Below are 18,729 nucleotides of genomic sequence, written 5' to 3'. Positions count from 1 at the left end.
AACAAGCAATGTAAATGCCTAGACTTTCAATGAATAGCATGAAAAATCCCCTTAACGATTTTTATCGCCAAGGGGATTAAAGTACTTATTTCTTACCGAAATAAGTAACAATCGCAAATCCTAAAATAAAGGTAATAATTGAACTGATAATCGAAAATCCTCCAGTTGGAATACCAGGGAACACAATTACAATTGAGCCGATAACAAGTCCAATAATTGCCGCAAATGTCATACTTTTATAACGATTTAACAAGAAACTAATTCCTTTACTACTTACAACAAACCCTACCATAACACCAGCACCGATAACTACGATTAAAGGTAAGTTCAGTGTAGTTAAAGCATTAATTGCCGTCGGATACACACCAATAATTAATAAAATAAATGATCCGCTAATTCCAGGAAGCAACATAGCCATACTAGCCATCCATCCTGCGAAAAATAAACCAATTGCATTTAAAATTGTTAACGTCGTAATTGGATCTGCTGCCTTATCCGGTTTAAAGAAAGCTGTGATTGCAACAAGAATTGCTGCAACGATTAGTAAAACAATGTGCTTACCTTTAAACGAAGACTTTGCATCAGCTTCTCTCATTAACATCGGTAATATACTAATAATTAAACCGAGGAAGAAAAATTGAGTCGGTTCATAATGATTTGCAAGTAAATATTTAATAACGTGGCTTAATGTTAAAAACGCTGCTGCCACACCAGCTGCAAGGGGAATTAAAAATCCTAAATGTTTTTTCCATTCACGACTAAAGAATCCACTAATTGCCGCAAGTAATTGTTCATAAATTCCTAACACAACAGCGATTGTACCGCCGCTCACACCAGGAATTAAATCACTAACGCCCATACAAAATCCACGATATATATTACGCCATTCCATACTGAATAAATTCCTCATTTCTTATAGTGATTTTTCCGTAAAGTCCAGTATATCAATAAGAAAGCTTATAATCCTGATATTTTTTGACAAAACTTTGACATTTTCACAAAAAAGAAGAAAGCTCCTATCGGTAGCTTTCTTCTCAAAAGGTATGTTATCCCTTATTTTTCTGATACAGTTTTTAGTTCTTCTAATAATTCTTCTACGTAATGTTGTGCACTTTGCGCTGCAATACTACCATCACCTGTTGCAGTTACAATTTGACGTAGCATTTTTTCACGAACATCACCAGCTGCGAAAATACCTGGAACTTTCGTTTCCATACGCTCGTTTGTTTCAAGGTAACCATTTTCATTTGTAATACCTAGTTCAACAAATGGTTTTGATAATGGTAACATACCGATGTATACGAATACGCCGTCAGTTTTGACTTCTTTCTCTTCTCCACTGTTTACGTCTACAAGTGTTACGCTTCCTACTTTACCATTTGCATCGTTAATTTCTTTAATAGTGTGATTCCAAATGAAATCTACTTTCTCGTTTTGGAAAGCACGATCTTGTAAAATTTTCTGTGCACGAAGCGTGTCACGACGGTGAACAATTGTTACCTTCGATGCGAAGCGTGTTAAGAACACACCCTCTTCAACAGCAGAATCTCCGCCACCAATAACTACAAGTTCTTTTCCTTTAAAGAAAGCCCCATCACATACTGCACAATATGATACACCGCGGCCGCCAAGTTCTGCTTCGCCTGGCACACCAATTTTTTTATACTCTGCACCGCTTGCAACGATAATTGCACGTGCTTTATATTCTTTTTTACCAGCAATAATTGTTTTGTATTCTTTACCATCGATGACTGCTTTCACATCACCGTATGCATATTCAGCACCAAATTTCTTCGCATGCTCGAACATTTTATTTGATAAGTCTGGTCCTAAAATAGACTCATAACCTGGGTAGTTTTCTACATCTTCTGTGTTTGCCATTTGGCCACCTGGGATACCACGCTCAAGCATTAATGTGCTTAAATTCGCACGAGATGTATATACTGCAGCTGTCATACCAGCTGGTCCTGCACCAATAATAATGACATCATAAATTTTTTCTTCTGACACACTATTCACTCCTATTCATTCCTACACAATTAAGTTACCCTCATTATACTGTTAGCATCATTTTTTTCCCAATGATTTGCTTACATTATGTGTGCGTACGCTTAACAGCCTGCACATACTTTCGAACAGTCGCTACAGATACATTATATACATCTCCAAGCTCCGACTGTGTCATCTTATTTCCTTGTTCGCTGCGTACGATATATTCAACCGCAGCTGACCATCCGTATACATTTGTGAAAACTGCCCCAGATGTATATAAACGTATGAACGTACAGAACCAAAATTGTAAACACTCTTCGATCAATTCATCATCTTTTTTCGTATAATTATATAAAGCATCCGCAATTCGCGCACACTGTTCAAATTGCTGTAAATCAGCCGGAATGCTCTTATGGCTATTAAGTAAAAAGAAATACTTTGCAAGTTGCGATACGATTGGAACACCGTTCTTCGCCTGCGTTACATCAAAGAAGAATCCCACCTTCTCTGGCGTGGATAATTCATTCATTAAATATAAAGCTAGCATTTGTTCCTCTAGCGTCCCACTTTGCTGAAATGATTTTCGTAATTCTTCAAACAATACGTTTTGTCCTTCATCTGCTAAATTCAGCGCATTCCACGGCTCTTTTCCCTTTTTATCAGGGTGCAATTCTACAACATGTTGCCACATTTTTTCAGCTACTTGCTGATCTTTCACCATATAAGCAGAATATGCAAACCAATAATAAAAACTAACGTCTCCCTCGTATCCTTGACGCTTTAATACTTTGAACCATTTATATGCAGGCTCAAAATGACCAATTGTTGCAAGTGTCGTTCCCAGTTTCAAACGATGCTCGAACGAAATTGGATATACCGAAACTAACTGAGCAGCTAACGCTTCTACTTGTTTATGCTCTCCAATTGAATATAGAAAAATAAGCGTATTACAAAGCGCATGTATATTACCAGGATTTTTCTCTAAAATCATTTCCGTTAATTTCAGCGCCTTATCTACATTACCAGATTGAAAATGTGCAATGGCTAAATTATTATGACCCGACCAAAATTCCGGATAATCTTTCGTAACAATTTCTAATGTAGCAATTGCTTCTTCCAATTGTCCGTTACGAATATAACGATTCGCTTCTTCCTGCATAACAATTAAATCATCTTCATCCTCAATCTCTTCCGCACCCATCGCTTCTTCTTCCATAATCTCAAGTAATTCTAATGTATCTTCTACAAATTCCTTCTCTTCTGCAACTTCTAAATAGCGATCCGCATACTTTTTCGCCTGCTGAAATAGCCCCATATATGCATAATTATTTGCAATAAAATAATAGCACTGTTCAAGTTCTGGATTAGATCTAACAAGCTTAAAGAAGATTTGATTCGACTCCTGATATTCACCAGCCTCAGATAATACTGTTGCTAATTGGCATAAAATAAACGGCTCCTTCTCACTTTGTGCCGCTCTTCGAAAATATTTAATTGCATCCTGCAATTTTTGCCCTTTGTAAGCCCTCATCCCTTTTTTATAAAAGAAGTCCGCTAATTGATTAAAAGAGATAACTTGTCCGTTCTCCTTATATATTCCTTGATTTTTCCCCATATATCCTCCAGTTTTTTGTTTTCTTCGTTCACACATTCTTCTATCTATAAGTATAAACGATTCCGTAAAAAACAAAACAGTATATTATACTCAATTATTTCCTTTTTATTCATTAAAAAAGAAGAGAAATGTTACATTTTTGCTATCAACCTTCTCTAGCATCCATTTCTTCTTTCGTATAAATAACACGCATTGGATTTCCACCCACGAAAGCACCACTTGGGACATCTCTATGAACAAGTGTGCCAGCTGAAATAATCGCGCCATCCCCAATTTTTACACCTGGTAATATGGTCGTATTCGCTCCAATCATCACTTCATTTCCTATGATGATCTCTCCAAGTCGATATTCACGAATTAAATATTCATGTGCTAAAAGCGTTGTGTTATAGCCGACAATCGAATTCTCTCCCACAGTTATCTTTTCTGGGAACATAATGTCCGGCATTACCATAAGCGCAAATGATGTTTTCTTTCCGACTTTCATCCGTAAGAATGTACGGTACAACCAATTCTTGACGGATAAAAATGGCGTGTAACGTGCAATTTGGATAATAATAAAGTTCTTCATCACCTTCCAAAAGGACACTGTTTTATACACATTCCATAATGAATTCTCTCCCGAAACAGGATAGCGCGTTGTCCGTCGCACTTAGCTCGCTCCTCTACTAAAGTAGGGAAATACACCCCTACTAACTTACTTGGACCTTTATGACCGGTTGATATTAGATAAAATCGGTAGCAAATCACTCATTTTATCTAGCATAAAGTCCGGCTTGTACGCCTCTAAATACGCTCTACCTTTCAACGTCCATGAAACTGCAGCTGTTTTCGTACCCGCATTTTGTCCACCAACAATATCATGATGGTTATCCCCAACCATCAATGCTTCTTCCGGTTTCGCATCTAATAACTCAAGCGCTTTTTGAAGTGGCTCTGGGTGTGGTTTCACATGCTCTACATCATCAATTGTCACGACAACATCAAAAAATTCATCAAGCTTTGACAGCTTTAATCCCATTTCAACGGTTTGTCTCGCTTTCGTTGTAACAATACCAACTTTATAGCCTTGCTTCTTCAACTCTTGAACTGTTTCATATACAGTTTCATATTCTTCCACTAATTCATCGTGATGCTCATGGTTAAATTGACGATAACATGTAATCATCTCTTCAACCTTGTTTTCATCAATCTTGCTGAAAGTATCATGTAAAGATGGACCAATGAATGGCAATACATCTTCACGCTTATATTGATTTGGATAATATGTATGTAACGTATGTAAAAAAGAAGAAATAATAAGTTCGTTTGTATTAATTAACGTTCCATCTAAATCAAATAACACTGTATTTATTCTCATTGCCTTAGTCCCTTCTCTTTCCTGAATATGAAAGAAGCAGCATCTCATAATAAGATGCTACTTTTCTCTAATTTTCCGAATATCTTTTATCAGCTTGCCCCATTTTTCGTCTCACAATAATGAAAATAATAGAAATAACAACAAGTCCAATTGACATTACTTGTGCGATACGAAGTGGTCCTAGCATTAAACTATCTGTACGTAGGCCTTCTACGAAGAAGCGCCCTACTGAATACCAAATTAAATATGTGAAGAATAATTCCCCGCGTCGTAAATTCACTTTTCGTAATGCAAGTAATAAAATGACACCTGCAAAATTCCATAATGATTCATATAAAAACGTTGGGTGATAGTACACACCTTCAATATACATTTGATTAATAATGAAATCCGGTAAATGAAGACCCTCTAAAAACTGTCTCGTTACTTCATCACCATGTGCCTCTTGGTTCATAAAGTTTCCCCATCGGCCAATTGCTTGTCCTAGTAAAATACTTGGCGCTGCAATATCTGCTAACTTCCAAAATGAAAGCCCGCGTCGTTTCGCAAAAAGAATCCCTGTAATAACAGCCCCGATTAAACCACCATGAATCGCCAAGCCACCTTGACGAATATTAATAATTTGACTCGGGTTTTGCGCGTAATATTCCCATTCAAAAATAACGTAGTACATTCTCGCAAATAGAATAGCGATCGGTACTGCAATTAATACAAGGTCAACAAATGTATCTTTTGGAATACCTAGCCTTTCTCCCTCGCGAGTTGCTAGCCAAAGACCTAATAGCACACCTGTACCGATAATAATCCCGTACCAATAAACAGGAAACGGTCCAAGTTGGATCGCTACGCGGTCAAGCTGTGGTACAGAACCTAACAGCATATGTATGACCTCCCTCTCCAAAGTTTACTCCTGATTTCCTAACTCAATCGCACTCATTAATCGTTCAGAGAACTGTTGTGCTGCATTGACTCCCATACGTTTTAAACGGAAGTTCATCGCTGCTACTTCAATAATAACAGCCAAGTTTCGACCAGGACGAACTGGAAGTGTAATCTTCGTAAGTTCTGTATCAATAATCTTCATCTTCTCTTCATCAAGACCTAAGCGATCGTAATTTTTCTTTTGATCCCAAATTTCAAGATTAATAACAAGTGTAATACGCTTATAATTTCGCACTGCCCCTGCACCGAATAACGTCATAACGTTAATGATACCTAGACCACGAATTTCTAATAAATGCTCAATTAAATCTGGTGAGCTTCCTACTAATGTGTCTTCATCTTCTTGGCGAATTTCTACGCTATCATCCGCAACAAGGCGGTGACCACGTTTTACAAGCTCAAGAGCTGTCTCACTTTTACCGACACCACTTTGACCTGTAATTAAAACACCAACACCGTAAATATCTACTAACACACCGTGTACAGCTGTTGTTGGCGCTAACTTACCTTCTAAATAATTTGTTAAACGACTTGATAATCTTGTTGTCGTTTGAGAAGAACGTAATAAAGGCATACCCGATTCACGTGACGCTTGCAGTAACTCATCTGGTACATCTTGATTACGAGTTATAATAATACATGGCGTCTCCTCAGTACAAAGCGCTTTCATTCTCTCTTGTTTTTGCTCTGTCGTTAGCGTGTCAAAGAACGTAAGCTCCGTCTTTCCAAGAAGCTGTACGCGATCAGCTGGATAATATGTAAAAAATCCTGCCATTTCAATTCCAGGTCGTGATAAATCACTTGTATCAATCGGACGATGAATTCCTTCTTCACCACTTATTAACTCCAATTGAAATTGTTCAATTAAATCTTTTGTCCTTACTTTCGGCATATGTATAAACCTCCACTCCGCTGCGGGTTCAGTCTCATTTGATGTAAAATTCCATTCTACCGGATATTGTACCATTTTTTTCTGGAAACAAGAAATACGGTTTCTAATAAATAGAAAAAAACATTTCATACACATCATGAAATGTTTTTCTTTTTGTCATTTTCTCTTTTTTTCGTATAGTGGTTCCACAATTGCCTTTTCAATAATCATATTAAAAATTGAAATACAAATTGCCGCTACAATCGCTACACCAAATCCTGATATATTAAATGCATCTCCTAATAATGAATCTGCTATTTTTAACGTAATCGCATTAATAACAATTAAGAAGAACCCGAAAGTTACAACCGTAATCGGTAGCGTAATTAAAATTAAAAACGGTTTTACGAACACATTTAAAACGGCCAAGATAATACTCGCAATAATTGCAGTTTGTATATTTGCTACATAAAAAGCGTCTGGCGCAATCCCTTTTAAAAGTCCCGATACAGCGATTAACACAACGCTATTTACAAGAAGTGATACAATCCATCTCATTTTCTTACACATCCTTTTGACATATATATTTCATCATACGCTAATAGATTATAAACGCAAGTATCATACAAACACTTATATCAACTTATTCTATTCTCCATGCTTGTATACCTACTAACATTTCCTCGCAAAATAAGGGCCATACCATCTATGTTCATGAGTTTTCACAAAGGTCCAAGTGAAATCTTTGTCTACAATATAGATATCGCCTTTATACGCAGTATACGTCTCCCGTAATATATCCTCGATACGTAATAAACTCGCATCTTTTATTAGTAGTACATCGTCACAATGTTGATAGAATATATAGCACTCCTTTTTCGCTTCATTATGAAACGCGTTCTCCGCTTCTTCACCCTCTAAACACTTCTTTTTCTCATAACTAAATATGTGCCAAAGATACCCACATGCATACTTATCTCCATACAGGAAAATGTCTTCTTTTTCCTCATCACTTAAATGGTTTGCAAAATGATCCTCCCAGCGCTTGCGAAAATATACACCCCAACTTTGAAACTCTCTTACTTTCATATTTTTCTTTCTTAGAACATCTGTAAACTCCATCTTCTCCCCCTATAAACTAAAAACCAAGTGGCATTTCCACTCGGTTTTTAGCAATACACTTATTGTGATAACTCTACTTCTTTTATTTTCTCTTTCATTCTTGCTTTATCACGATCTAAAATCTCTTTTAAATACTTACCTGTATACGATCGCTCTTCTTTCACTACTTGCTCTGGCGTTCCTGAAGCAACGATTTGTCCACCCTTGTCTCCGCCCTCTGGCCCAAGGTCAACTATATAGTCAGCTGTTTTAATTACATCTAAATTATGTTCAATTACAAGTACGGTTTCACCACTGTCAACAAGACGTTGCAGAACTTCTAGAAGACGCGCGATATCATGTGCATGTAAACCAGTCGTTGGCTCGTCTAAAATGTATAGCGTACGCCCTGTAGAACGACGATGTAATTCAGAAGCTAGTTTCACGCGCTGCGCTTCTCCTCCAGATAACGTCGTAGCTGGTTGCCCTAATTTCATATAACCAAGCCCTACATCTACAAGCGTTTGAAGTTTACGCTTAATTTTTGGGATATTAGCGAAGAACTCTACTCCATCTTCAATTGTCATCCCTAATACTTCAGAAATATTCTTATCTTTATACTTCACTTCTAACGTTTCGCGGTTATAACGTTTACCGTGACAAACTTCACACGGAACGTATACGTCTGGTAAGAAGTGCATTTCGATTTTAATAATTCCATCACCACGGCACGCTTCACAACGGCCACCTTTTACATTAAAGCTGAAACGTCCTTTTTGATATCCGCGCACTTTCGCTTCATTCGTTTGCGCAAACACATCACGAATATCATCGAATACACCTGTATACGTCGCTGGATTAGAACGTGGTGTACGACCGATTGGCGATTGATCAATATCGATTACTTTATCTAAATGCTCAAGACCTTTAATCTCTTTATGAGTACCTGGCTTCGCTTTCGCTTTATATAATTTTTGCGCTAACGATTTATATAGTACCTCATTAATCATCGTACTTTTACCTGATCCAGATACACCGGTTACCGCTACAAACGTACCAAGCGGGAATGACATCTTTGCATTCTTTAAGTTATTCTCTTTTGCACCGACAATTTCCACTTTTCTTCCGTCACCTTTACGTCTTTCAAGTGGAACCGGAATAAACTCTTTACCGCTTAAATACTTACCTGTTAGCGAATTATCGTCTTGCATCACTTCAGCTGGTGTACCTGCTGACACAACTTGACCACCGTGAATACCTGCACCAGGTCCGATATCAAGTAAATAATCAGCAGCCATCATCGTGTCTTCATCATGCTCAACGACAATTAACGTATTTCCTAAATCGCGCATTTCTTGCAATGTGCGAATAAGACGATCGTTATCACGCTGATGCAAACCGATAGAAGGCTCATCAAGAATGTAAAGTACGCCGGTCAGACGAGAACCGATTTGTGTCGCTAAACGTATACGCTGTGCCTCACCACCTGATAAAGTTCCTGCGGCACGACTTAACGTTAAATAATCTAAACCGACGTTCACTAAGAATCCAACACGCTCTTGGATTTCTCTTAAAATTAAATGAGCAATTTTTTGTTGCTTCTCCGTTAGCTCCACATTTGAGAAGAATTCCTGTACTTCTTGAACAGAATACTTCGTTACGTCAGCAATCGTTTTATCACCAACGAAAACAGCTAAACTCTCGGGCTTTAAGCGTCCACCTTTACACTTTGGACAAGCTTGCTCTGCCATATACTTTTCCATTTGCTCACGAATATAATCAGAACTCGTTTCACGATAACGACGTTCAATATTCGGAATAACACCTTCAAATAAAATCTCATTTTCCTTCACTTGACCAAATTCATTTACATAACGGAAATAAACTTTCTCTTCTCCGCTTCCGTACAACACTTTATCAAATAAATCTTTCGGTATATCTTTCACAGGCATATCCATATCAACGCCGTAATGATTACATACAGATTGTAAAAGCTGTGGGTAATATTGTGAGCTTGTCGGTTCCCAAGGCGCAATCGCATGTTCATTTAATGATAAATCCCAGTTCGGAATAACAAGTTCTAAATCTACCTCTAACTTTGAACCAAGTCCATCACAAGAAGGACATGCCCCGAATGGACTGTTGAATGAGAACATACGCGGCTCTAATTCTCCGATTGAAAAACCACAATGTGGGCAAGCATGATGTTCACTAAATAGAAGTTCCTCTTCTCCCATTACATCAATTAAGACTCTTCCCCCGCCAAGTCTTAATGCACTTTCAAGAGAATCCGCAAGACGGCTTGCGATTCCTTCTTTTACAACAATACGATCAATTACAACTTCAATAGAATGCTTCTTATTTTTATCTAATGCAATATCTTCAGATACATCAAGCATTTCACCATCAACACGTACACGAACATATCCTTGCTTCTTAATGTCTTCAAGCACTTTCACATGTGCACCTTTACGCCCAGAAACGATAGGAGCTAACACTTGTAATTTCGTACGTTCAGGATACTCAAGTACACGGTCTACCATCTGCTCTACTGTTTGTGATGTAATTTCAATACCATGATTCGGACAAATCGGCGTACCAATTCGTGCAAATAGTAGACGTAAATAATCATAAATCTCCGTTACCGTTCCGACAGTTGAACGTGGATTCCGACTCGTTGTTTTTTGATCGATTGAAATCGCTGGTGACAATCCTTCAATCGTATCTACATCCGGCTTATCCATTTGTCCTAAAAACTGGCGCGCATACGCAGATAACGATTCTACATATCTGCGTTGCCCTTCTGCATAAATCGTATCAAATGCTAATGATGATTTCCCTGAACCAGACAATCCTGTCACAACAACAAGTTGATTTCTCGGAATGGTTACATCAATATTTTTTAAGTTATGTGCTCTAGCACCTTTTACAACAATAAAATCCTTGCTCATGCTCACTCTGTTCACCCTTCCGCTTTTAATTCTAATAGTAAATCTCTTAATTCAGCTGCACGCTCGAAATCTAACGCTTTTGCCGCTTCTTTCATCTCTGCTTCCATCTTCGCAATTGTCTTTTCACGCTCTTTTTTCGTCATCTTCTTAGCTGGCGCTGCTTCATATGTTTCTGGTTCTTCAGCAGCTGTCGTTGCACGGATAACATCACGCACGCCTTTTTGAATCGTTTTCGGCGTAATACCATGCTCTGTATTGTAAGCTTCTTGTATCGTACGACGACGCTGCGTTTCTTCAATCGCAATTCCCATCGATCTTGTTATACGATCTGCGTACATAATTACGCGGCCGTTTTCATTACGTGCCGCACGACCGATTGTTTGAATTAATGAACGCTCTGAACGCAAGAATCCTTCCTTATCAGCATCTAAAATAGCTACAAGTGATACTTCTGGAATATCTAACCCTTCTCGTAATAAGTTAATACCAACAAGTACATCAAACTTACCAAGGCGAAGGTCACGGATAATTTCAATACGTTCTAACGTTTTAATTTCAGAGTGAAGATAGTTCACTTTAATTCCTACATCTTTTAAGTAATCCGTTAAATCCTCTGACATCTTCTTCGTTAAAGTCGTAATTAATACACGTTCATTTTTTGCAATGCGATCTTGAATTTCTCCTAATAAATCATCAATTTGTCCTTCAATTGGTCGTATATCAATTGGTGGATCTAAAAGCCCTGTTGGACGAATAATTTGTTCTATTACTTCTGGTGACTGTTCTAACTCGTACGGTCCTGGGGTTGCCGAAACGTAAATAACTTGATTCGTTTTCTCTTCAAACTCATCAAACGTAAGCGGTCTATTATCTAAAGCTGATGGCAAACGGAATCCATGATCCACAAGTACTTGCTTACGTGCTTGGTCTCCGTTATACATCGCCCTTACTTGTGGCACGGATACGTGTGACTCATCCATAACGATTAAGAAATCTTCTGGGAAATAGTCTAATAACGTATATGGCGTTGCACCCGCTGGACGAAGCGTTAAATGACGGGAATAGTTTTCAATCCCTGAACAAAATCCCATCTCGCGCATCATTTCTAAATCATAACGTGTACGTTGCTCTATACGCTGTGCTTCTAATAACTTGCCATTATCATTTAATTCCTTTAAACGCTCTTCTAATTCTTTTTCGATATTTTCAATAGCGACTTTCATCTTTTCTTCACGTGTAACGAAGTGAGATGCCGGGAAGATTGCTACATGATCACGTTCTGCTAATACTTCACCTGTTAACGCATTTACTTCGCGAATACGATCAATTTCATCGCCGAAAAACTCAATTCGAATACAATGCTCGTCAAGTGATGCTGGGAAGATTTCAACTACATCTCCGCGCACACGGAATGTACCACGCTTGAAATCAATGTCATTACGTCCATACTGCACATCAACAAGCTCACGAAGCAATTGATTGCGGTCCTTTTCCATACCAACTCGAAGTGAAACAACTAACTCTCGGTATTCTTCTGGAGAACCTAAACCATATATACACGAAACACTCGCAACAATAATTACATCATCCCGTTCAAATAATGCAGATGTTGCTGAGTGACGCAATTTATCAATTTCATCATTAATCTGCGCATCTTTTTCAATGAACGTATCTGTTTGCGGCACATATGCTTCTGGCTGATAATAATCATAATAACTAACAAAATATTCAACTGCATTATTCGGAAAGAAATCTTTCAGCTCACTATATAACTGTCCTGCTAACGTTTTATTATGAGCCATGACAAGTGTTGGCTTCTGCACTTCTTTAATGACATTTGAAATCGTAAATGTCTTACCCGTTCCTGTCGCTCCAAGCAACACTTGCTTTTTCTTTCCACTATTAATTCCCTCTACAAGCTTCTCTATAGCTACCGGCTGATCACCTTGCGGGGAATACGCTGAGATAATTTCAAATTGATGTTCCAAACAAAACCGACCTCCTCGTAAAAAATCTGTATTATTATTTTACCACGAACGCCCATAAAAAACCTAAAAAAACGAACAGATATTCGGTAAAACTTTCGACAATATATACATAGAAAAAGGAAGGAGTAAAAACTTCCTTCCTCTACTAACTCTATTTTTTAGGTACATATAATAAATCATATCCATTGCGCCCATTTTCATTCACACAGTCTATTAACCTATAAGCCATTTGTAATTCACGCTGCTCTTTAACAATCCTTTTACAGCTATCTTCATCTATATCTGTATGATTACCAGCAAATCGATCTTGCCTATTATCTAACATATGAATTATATCTGTTCCACTATACTCTAACGTTTGAAAAACCGGATCACCTTCATGTGTATAATGTACAATTCTTATTTTACCAACTTCCCCTTGTTCCACATTCAAAACGAATTTTTTGAATTTATCTAGATTGGAAATTCCTGATTCCTTTACAATGACATCATTCTTTTTATCAATTTTAATGTTAGGTTGTGAGCATGCTACTAAACTAACGAGAAATAGACATATAAAACCGACTCTTTTTCTTATTGTCATCCTCTCCTATAACAATGATTTGTATACTAAAAAAGCTACTTTCCTCTACGAAAGTAGCTTCTCTTTTCCTTTCTCCTTCTTCGGGAAAAAAACATATGAAAATGAAATCGCTGTATCAATTAAAAATATAAGTGCCCACACTTGGCTCACTCGACTCGCAGTTTTATTTAAAACGATTCCTGACTCTAACCAATTGCCCCACTGTTCAAATGGAATAAGCCCATACGCGAAGAAAAAGAAAATATGCACAACAACGAATAAAACAAGGTGCAATACCCAATTTTTTATTTCCTGCTTTGCGTAGGCCATACCTGTTATTTCTACCTGTTCTTCCATAATTGGCGCCGGTTCATTCCGCCATTTCGCAACTAGCTTTTGCGCAAATATATCAAGCTTCTTCAAATCCTTTTTTCCGTAGAAAACTGCATACAATAAAATGATTACAGTAATGATCTGAAAGTTAGAGAACTTCCCTGTTTGATAATAATCCACTACCCCTAAGGTTAAAATGAACACTTCATTTAGGAGTAGTACACTCCCCATAATAAAGCTCGCCTTCTTCAAACGGAATCCGTAACGAAGTAAAAAGAAACCGATAGCCGATAACCAAAATACAATCTCTGCCCCAATTAAAAAATACCAACGATATTCTGCGAGTATACTCATTTATCCCTCTCCTTTTCATCATATATACGAAAAGCTTCATCCATATACAATAAAAGTTCTTCTTCAATTGGATACATGCTCATTTTCTGTGAATCTTCCTTCGATTTTCTAACTCCCCATAACTTATCTAAAAACGCTTCATCACCATTAGCCATTTCTAAACATTTCTGCATTAATCTCTTCGTTGCCCCTTGTACCTCATCACTTGCAGTTTCTTTACCATCTTTCATAAAAGTGCGAAACTGCTTTAATAAATCTACCCACTCTAAAACATTCGGATCTTCTTCACTCATATTTGGCAAATTATGAAGTAATTTTTGTTCTTCCTTTGAAAATACTTCATTTTGAAATATTTCACGTATACGAGACGACTGTTTCGAAAGCTGAATCAGTTCAAACATAACTTTCCAATCAAGTTCTCCCTCCACATCTACTGAATAAACAACAGCTTGTAAAACACGCTCCATTCGATTGAATTTCTTTTGTTCTTCCTGTACAAATCGAAGTTGTTTTTCAAGTGAATCCTTTAAATTAAGCTCACCTTTTACTAACATATTCGCAGACTCTTTTAATGAAAATCCCATTTCCTTTAAAAATAAAATCTGCTGCAGACGTATTACATCAGCTTCACTATATAAACGATGCCCACCTTCTGTTTTCCCGCTCGGCTTTAATAAATCTATTTGATCATAATAACGTAATGTACGTACTGTTACCCCTGTTTCTTTCGTCAATTGTTGTATTGAAATCACTACCATCACCTCTTCCACTTCATTATAAAAGATGACGTTACGTAACTTTCAAGACTTTTGTAAAAAAAATACAAAAAGCTGTTTATACTCTTTGTATAAACAGCTTTTACGGAAATAATCCTTTTTGTACAGCGCGCCCACAAAATAAAATAAGTGCTCCAACAACAACACTCGTTGCTGTTTTATGATAATGAGCTGAAACTAATAAATAATATGATAAACCTACAGTACCAAGCATAATACAAATACTTGGTACTGGATTACGAGAGAAGTTCTGCATTCCCCAAAATAAAGCAAAAATAGCCGTAGCGACACATAATACCGGTAATCCCATCCCAGTTCCCCTTTTTCTATCTATTCCTTGTTGCTAACACACTCGTCGATGCCATACTTATTAATAAACCAAAAATAGCAATATATAATAACTCATTTACATGTACGACTTGCCTATCTAAATACTTATTTACACAAAGATACATAATGAACAAAAAAACGAAGCTTGTCATACTAATCGTAAAATATGACTTCATCTTATTCACAACTCGCTCATCAATCGACGGTACTCCCTCTTCTTTCAAACGCTTCTGTTCCCTATATTCCGAAATACCATACAGAATGACTAGTGCTACATTCGATATGAAGATTGTTCCCCACGAAATACTTAAAATCATTAAACTCACATTTAAAACAAGACCCGCTAAAAATAAACTTCCTATGAACCGTACAATATCTTGTTTACTCATACATGATCAGCCTCTTTTTGATTTCTATATTTCCACTTCGGCCAATAGTTCACAAGAAAATACACCCACTGCCCTAGTACAAATAAAACAAACGGCATACCAACATTTCCATCAACAATTAAATTATATAAACTCCATATCGCTAAACTAATCGTAAAAAATAACCCTACATATTTAAACGCTTTATCTGACTGAAATCTCTCAAACTCATCTTGCATTTTTCATTCCTCCTATCACTATGCTCGTTTCCCTATCATGACTCCTATGATGAGACTACCCGCAAATAAGGAACTACATATCATAAATATTTCTTGCATTGGTATAACAGCTCTGCCTATTGCTTTACTCGCAACAATATAAACAATAAGCAATAGAAATGCGAATACAAATGAGACATTTACATATTTTTTTATATTTTCATTTACTCGCTCATCTATATCCGGAAGTTCTTCTTTTCTGTACTTACGCTTTTTGTAATACGCATACACTAACAAAAATACAATTGCTAAAACGTTACTCACTACGAGCGGTAAAATTGGTATAGCCGGGTTCATAATATGAACTACAATGTCTCCCAAACACAATCCAAAAGTCGCACCGATCAATAACTTTTTAGTATCGTTCATTTTTTCTCCCCTTACTCTAGCGTAAATATTTCCTCCACCTTCACCCCAAAATATTTGGCAATTTTTAAGGATAACTCTAGACTCGGATTATAATGATGGTTTTCAATCGCCACAATTGTCTGCCGCGTCACCTGCATCGCCTTTGCCATTTCAACTTGCGTTATATGATGTTGCTTTCTTAACTCTTTTATTGTATTTTTCACACCCATAAGCTCCACCTTCGAAAGTAAAGATATCTTTACTTTAATTATAAATATTTTCCAGTTATAAATAAAGATATCTTTACAAATTTTAGTAAAACGTTTCACTGAACATCTTCTCTAACCAAGTACAAGAGTAATTCAATTTATATCAGCGATTTTTTAAATATACCGACATCCGTAGCACTATAATCATAAAAAAAAGCTGCCCCAAGTACCTTTGGGAGCAGCTTTTTCCTACTACATAAATCCTAACGCATATACAAGAACGTATCCAAGAATAGAAAGGCAAACCGAGCCGATCAGCCCCGCCATGAATGCTTTACTTCCTAACTTACGGAACGTTTTAAACTCTACATTTAAACCAAGCCCCGCCATCGCCATTGCAATAAGCATATAAGCAATGACAACAATGTATCCAGCAACAACTTCTGGGATAATCCCGAGCGAATGCACCGCACTCATCGCTAAAAATCCGAAGATGAACCACGGAATCGGAAGGTCGCGCCACGATTTTTTTTCCTCGCTTCCTTCACTCTTACCAAACCATAATCCAATTAAAATCGCTACTGGCACAAGCATCGCAACGCGCGTTAGCTTCACGATAACTGCGATGTCTACAGCCGTACTTCCTCCTGGCGCCGCAGCTGCGATGACATGAGCGATTTCATGCAGCGTCGCACCTGAGAATACACCGTAACCGTACGGTGAGAAGCCAAGCACTGGGTATAATAACGTATAAATAAGTGTAAATATTGTACCTAAAATTGCAATAATTGCTGCGCCGACTGCCGTTTCCTCATCTTTCGCCTTCACTTGCGGCGCAATTGCCACGACCGCAGCCGCGCCGCAAATTGCAGTTCCGCATGCTGTTAAAATTCCGAGTTTCTTTTCTACCTTAAATACTTTCGTTACTCCATATACAACGAAAATCGTAAATGTAATAACAACCGCTGCGATGACCAATACTTTCGGCCCTGCCTTCGCAATATCAACAAGATTTAATCGCATTCCAAGTAAGATAATCCCGAAGCGAAGTAACTTCTTACTCGCAAAGTTCGTTCCAGCTATCGCTTCTTGCGGGACTCCAATTGCCGCACGCCAAACCATCCCAATTAGAATAGCAATTACTAATTGTCCCATAATATTTAAAAACGGAAGCTCTGCTAAATATTTCGCAGCAATTGCGATTAATAGTGTAATCCCAATTCCTTGCGAAAATCCAAAGCCCTTCTTCTTTTGTATAACAAGTGTTTGTTCCACTTTGAACCACTCCAATAATCGTATTGGAACATGCATGTTCTTTCTACTTACATTATAAGAGAGTTTCTATAATAAGTTTAATATCAATATTGAATCTCTATCATTAGAAATACTTATGATAAGATGAAAGAAAAACGAAAGGAGCCCATTACATGAACGTAGACATTTTAAAAATTTTTGTTACTGTCGTTGAACAGAAACACTTCTCCCGTGCAGCAGAATTACTAAACCTTTCACAACCTGGCGTAAGTATGCATATACGCAACTTAGAAAACGAATTTGGCACTACACTTATTCAGCGCTCTCCGAAGCATGTTCAAGTGACGGAGGCTGGAAACATATTATATATACATGCAAAGCAAATGCTCTCTCTTTATGAAGATGCTAAGCAAGAAATTAACGAACTACATAACGTTGTAACAGGAACTCTTCGCATCGGTGCTAGTTTTACAATCGGTGAATACTTACTTCCAAAAATACTGGCTAACTATGCGAATGAAAATCCACACGTCGAAGTTCATACTTTTATCTCAAATACAGAAGATGTTTTGCAAAGCCTTCGCTCTAATCAAATTGATATTGGCTTGGTGGAAGGGCAAGTCGTATACGCCGACGTTGACGTTGAAACGTTTATGCAAGATGAAATGAAGCTCGTTGTCCCGCCAAATCATCCACTACTCCGCACAAAAGAAATAAATGAAAACACACTCCAAGATCAAGTATGGGTATTAAGAGAAAGTGGTTCTGGTACACGTGCTTATAGTGACCGCTTTATTCATCAACACCATTTAAAGCTGAAGCGCTTCTTTACATTCAGTAGTATCCAAAGCGTGAAGGAAGCAGTTAGTGCCGGACTTGGCATCGCTATCCTTTCTGATTGGACCGTACGGAAAGAGTTACTGGCAAAAGAGCTATTCCACGTTGAAGTTCCAAATGAACAACTCATCCGTCCATTCTCCATCGTGCGCGGCAAATATTTTATTCCGTCTAAAGCTATTCAAGTATTTTTAAATCATGTAGATTCCTTTGCGAAAAAACAGAGTTGACCTTCACATTAGTGTGAAGGTTTACAATAC

The 18,729-nt window shown here is 37.5% G+C and carries 21 protein-coding genes; 1 reads left to right on the top strand and 20 read right to left on the bottom strand.

The window, feature by feature from the left end; genetic code table 11:
• Window positions 1-85 precede the first annotated feature (85 nt).
• The 20 genes from MR115_RS08810 to MR115_RS08715 all read right to left on the bottom strand — a co-directional run bounded on the left by MR115_RS08810 (window position 86) and on the right by MR115_RS08715 (window position 17,653).
• Window positions 86-892, bottom strand: coding sequence for a DUF368 domain-containing protein (locus tag MR115_RS08810; RefSeq protein ID WP_098286443.1), 807 nt, complete (start codon window positions 890-892; stop codon window positions 86-88).
• A 161-nt stretch (window positions 893-1,053) separates the two neighbouring features.
• On the bottom strand, window positions 1,054-2,010 hold the full coding sequence (trxB, locus tag MR115_RS08805) for a thioredoxin-disulfide reductase (protein WP_061679303.1): 957 nt from the start codon (window positions 2,008-2,010) through the stop codon (window positions 1,054-1,056).
• Between the two features lie 85 nt (window positions 2,011-2,095).
• Entirely contained in the window at window positions 2,096-3,607 is a 1,512-nt protein-coding gene (locus MR115_RS08800) for a tetratricopeptide repeat protein (RefSeq protein ID WP_063259556.1), read from the bottom strand.
• A 145-nt stretch (window positions 3,608-3,752) separates the two neighbouring features.
• On the bottom strand, window positions 3,753-4,259 hold the full coding sequence (locus tag MR115_RS08795; RefSeq protein ID WP_061679305.1) for an acyltransferase: 507 nt from the start codon (window positions 4,257-4,259) through the stop codon (window positions 3,753-3,755).
• A 57-nt stretch (window positions 4,260-4,316) separates the two neighbouring features.
• A complete protein-coding gene (gene ppaX / locus MR115_RS08790) occupies window positions 4,317-4,967 on the bottom strand; it encodes a pyrophosphatase PpaX (protein ID WP_088027609.1) in 651 nt (216 codons plus the stop codon).
• A 67-nt stretch (window positions 4,968-5,034) separates the two neighbouring features.
• Window positions 5,035-5,847 carry a prolipoprotein diacylglyceryl transferase gene (gene lgt, locus MR115_RS08785; RefSeq protein ID WP_000924230.1) on the bottom strand — a complete coding sequence of 271 codons (813 nt, stop codon included), beginning with the start codon at window positions 5,845-5,847 and terminating at the stop codon, window positions 5,035-5,037.
• 24 nt (window positions 5,848-5,871) lie between these two features.
• A complete protein-coding gene (hprK, locus tag MR115_RS08780) occupies window positions 5,872-6,801 on the bottom strand; it encodes an HPr(Ser) kinase/phosphatase (protein WP_001127251.1) in 930 nt (309 codons plus the stop codon).
• A 156-nt stretch (window positions 6,802-6,957) separates the two neighbouring features.
• Complete coding sequence (locus MR115_RS08775; protein WP_001267308.1) at window positions 6,958-7,338, bottom strand: phage holin family protein; 381 nt, start codon at window positions 7,336-7,338, stop codon at window positions 6,958-6,960.
• Between the two features lie 114 nt (window positions 7,339-7,452).
• Complete coding sequence (locus tag MR115_RS08770; protein ID WP_097816976.1) at window positions 7,453-7,902, bottom strand: DUF4275 family protein; 450 nt, start codon at window positions 7,900-7,902, stop codon at window positions 7,453-7,455.
• A gap of 59 nt (window positions 7,903-7,961) precedes the next feature.
• Complete coding sequence (uvrA, locus tag MR115_RS08765; RefSeq protein ID WP_242240951.1) at window positions 7,962-10,832, bottom strand: excinuclease ABC subunit UvrA; 2,871 nt, start codon at window positions 10,830-10,832, stop codon at window positions 7,962-7,964.
• Window positions 10,833-10,843: 11 nt separating this feature from the next.
• Window positions 10,844-12,820, bottom strand: coding sequence for an excinuclease ABC subunit B (gene uvrB, locus MR115_RS08760; protein WP_063259552.1), 1,977 nt, complete (start codon window positions 12,818-12,820; stop codon window positions 10,844-10,846).
• 151 nt (window positions 12,821-12,971) lie between these two features.
• Window positions 12,972-13,403 carry a DUF4362 domain-containing protein gene (locus tag MR115_RS08755; protein WP_242240911.1) on the bottom strand — a complete coding sequence of 144 codons (432 nt, stop codon included), beginning with the start codon at window positions 13,401-13,403 and terminating at the stop codon, window positions 12,972-12,974.
• Between the two features lie 45 nt (window positions 13,404-13,448).
• Entirely contained in the window at window positions 13,449-14,069 is a 621-nt protein-coding gene (locus MR115_RS08750) for a hypothetical protein (RefSeq protein WP_242240909.1), read from the bottom strand.
• Window positions 14,066-14,827 carry a MerR family transcriptional regulator gene (locus MR115_RS08745; RefSeq protein ID WP_242240907.1) on the bottom strand — a complete coding sequence of 254 codons (762 nt, stop codon included), beginning with the start codon at window positions 14,825-14,827 and terminating at the stop codon, window positions 14,066-14,068. Before MR115_RS08745 ends, MR115_RS08750 begins: the two co-directional genes overlap by 4 nt.
• Before the next feature lie 100 nt (window positions 14,828-14,927).
• Window positions 14,928-15,155, bottom strand: a complete 228-nt coding sequence (locus MR115_RS08740) for a hypothetical protein (RefSeq protein ID WP_000524124.1) — start codon at window positions 15,153-15,155, stop codon at window positions 14,928-14,930.
• Window positions 15,156-15,171: 16 nt separating this feature from the next.
• Window positions 15,172-15,564 (bottom strand): ATPase, encoded by a 393-nt coding sequence (locus MR115_RS08735; RefSeq protein ID WP_242240905.1) that lies wholly within the window; start codon window positions 15,562-15,564, stop codon window positions 15,172-15,174.
• Window positions 15,561-15,782, bottom strand: a complete 222-nt coding sequence (locus MR115_RS08730) for a hypothetical protein (protein WP_242240903.1) — start codon at window positions 15,780-15,782, stop codon at window positions 15,561-15,563. The genes MR115_RS08735 and MR115_RS08730 overlap by 4 nt, the downstream gene beginning before the upstream one ends.
• 18 nt (window positions 15,783-15,800) lie before the next feature.
• Window positions 15,801-16,190, bottom strand: a complete 390-nt coding sequence (locus tag MR115_RS08725) for a hypothetical protein (RefSeq protein ID WP_242240902.1) — start codon at window positions 16,188-16,190, stop codon at window positions 15,801-15,803.
• Between the two features lie 11 nt (window positions 16,191-16,201).
• Window positions 16,202-16,399 (bottom strand): helix-turn-helix transcriptional regulator, encoded by a 198-nt coding sequence (locus MR115_RS08720; protein ID WP_061679317.1) that lies wholly within the window; start codon window positions 16,397-16,399, stop codon window positions 16,202-16,204.
• Window positions 16,400-16,630: 231 nt separating this feature from the next.
• Entirely contained in the window at window positions 16,631-17,653 is a 1,023-nt protein-coding gene (locus MR115_RS08715) for a YeiH family protein (RefSeq protein ID WP_242240899.1), read from the bottom strand.
• Window positions 17,654-17,805: 152 nt separating this feature from the next.
• Between MR115_RS08715 and MR115_RS08710 the strand changes: the two genes are divergently transcribed.
• Window positions 17,806-18,699 carry a LysR family transcriptional regulator gene (locus tag MR115_RS08710; protein ID WP_242240896.1) on the top strand — a complete coding sequence of 298 codons (894 nt, stop codon included), beginning with the start codon at window positions 17,806-17,808 and terminating at the stop codon, window positions 18,697-18,699.
• Window positions 18,700-18,729 lie beyond the last annotated feature (30 nt).

The sequence above is a fragment of the Bacillus cereus group sp. BfR-BA-01309 genome (genome assembly GCF_022664315.1).
Classification (GTDB): domain Bacteria; phylum Bacillota; class Bacilli; order Bacillales; family Bacillaceae_G; genus Bacillus_A; species Bacillus_A mobilis.
This window is presented reverse-complemented; position numbering and strand designations above follow the sequence as displayed.

What these genes read in the sequence shown, in the direction of transcription:
- lgt (WP_000924230.1), bottom strand. Translation starts at nt 5,847, where the DNA reads ATGCTGTTAGGTTCTGTACCACAGCTTGACCGCGTAGCGATCCAACTT.
- MR115_RS08800 (WP_063259556.1), bottom strand. Translation starts at nt 3,607, where the DNA reads ATGGGGAAAAATCAAGGAATATATAAGGAGAACGGACAAGTTATCTCT.
- MR115_RS08730 (WP_242240903.1), bottom strand. Translation starts at nt 15,782, where the DNA reads ATGCAAGATGAGTTTGAGAGATTTCAGTCAGATAAAGCGTTTAAATAT.
- MR115_RS08745 (WP_242240907.1), bottom strand. Translation starts at nt 14,827, where the DNA reads ATGGTAGTGATTTCAATACAACAATTGACGAAAGAAACAGGGGTAACA.
- MR115_RS08810 (WP_098286443.1), bottom strand. Translation starts at nt 892, where the DNA reads ATGGAATGGCGTAATATATATCGTGGATTTTGTATGGGCGTTAGTGAT.
- MR115_RS08755 (WP_242240911.1), bottom strand. Translation starts at nt 13,403, where the DNA reads ATGACAATAAGAAAAAGAGTCGGTTTTATATGTCTATTTCTCGTTAGT.
- MR115_RS08750 (WP_242240909.1), bottom strand. Translation starts at nt 14,069, where the DNA reads ATGAGTATACTCGCAGAATATCGTTGGTATTTTTTAATTGGGGCAGAG.
- MR115_RS08720 (WP_061679317.1), bottom strand. Translation starts at nt 16,399, where the DNA reads ATGGGTGTGAAAAATACAATAAAAGAGTTAAGAAAGCAACATCATATA.
- ppaX (WP_088027609.1), bottom strand. Translation starts at nt 4,967, where the DNA reads ATGAGAATAAATACAGTGTTATTTGATTTAGATGGAACGTTAATTAAT.
- MR115_RS08725 (WP_242240902.1), bottom strand. Translation starts at nt 16,190, where the DNA reads ATGAACGATACTAAAAAGTTATTGATCGGTGCGACTTTTGGATTGTGT.
- MR115_RS08740 (WP_000524124.1), bottom strand. Translation starts at nt 15,155, where the DNA reads ATGGGATTACCGGTATTATGTGTCGCTACGGCTATTTTTGCTTTATTT.
- uvrA (WP_242240951.1), bottom strand. Translation starts at nt 10,832, where the DNA reads ATGAGCAAGGATTTTATTGTTGTAAAAGGTGCTAGAGCACATAACTTA.
- MR115_RS08775 (WP_001267308.1), bottom strand. Translation starts at nt 7,338, where the DNA reads ATGAGATGGATTGTATCACTTCTTGTAAATAGCGTTGTGTTAATCGCT.
- MR115_RS08710 (WP_242240896.1), top strand. Translation starts at nt 17,806, where the DNA reads ATGAACGTAGACATTTTAAAAATTTTTGTTACTGTCGTTGAACAGAAA.
- MR115_RS08770 (WP_097816976.1), bottom strand. Translation starts at nt 7,902, where the DNA reads ATGGAGTTTACAGATGTTCTAAGAAAGAAAAATATGAAAGTAAGAGAG.
- MR115_RS08735 (WP_242240905.1), bottom strand. Translation starts at nt 15,564, where the DNA reads ATGAGTAAACAAGATATTGTACGGTTCATAGGAAGTTTATTTTTAGCG.
- hprK (WP_001127251.1), bottom strand. Translation starts at nt 6,801, where the DNA reads ATGCCGAAAGTAAGGACAAAAGATTTAATTGAACAATTTCAATTGGAG.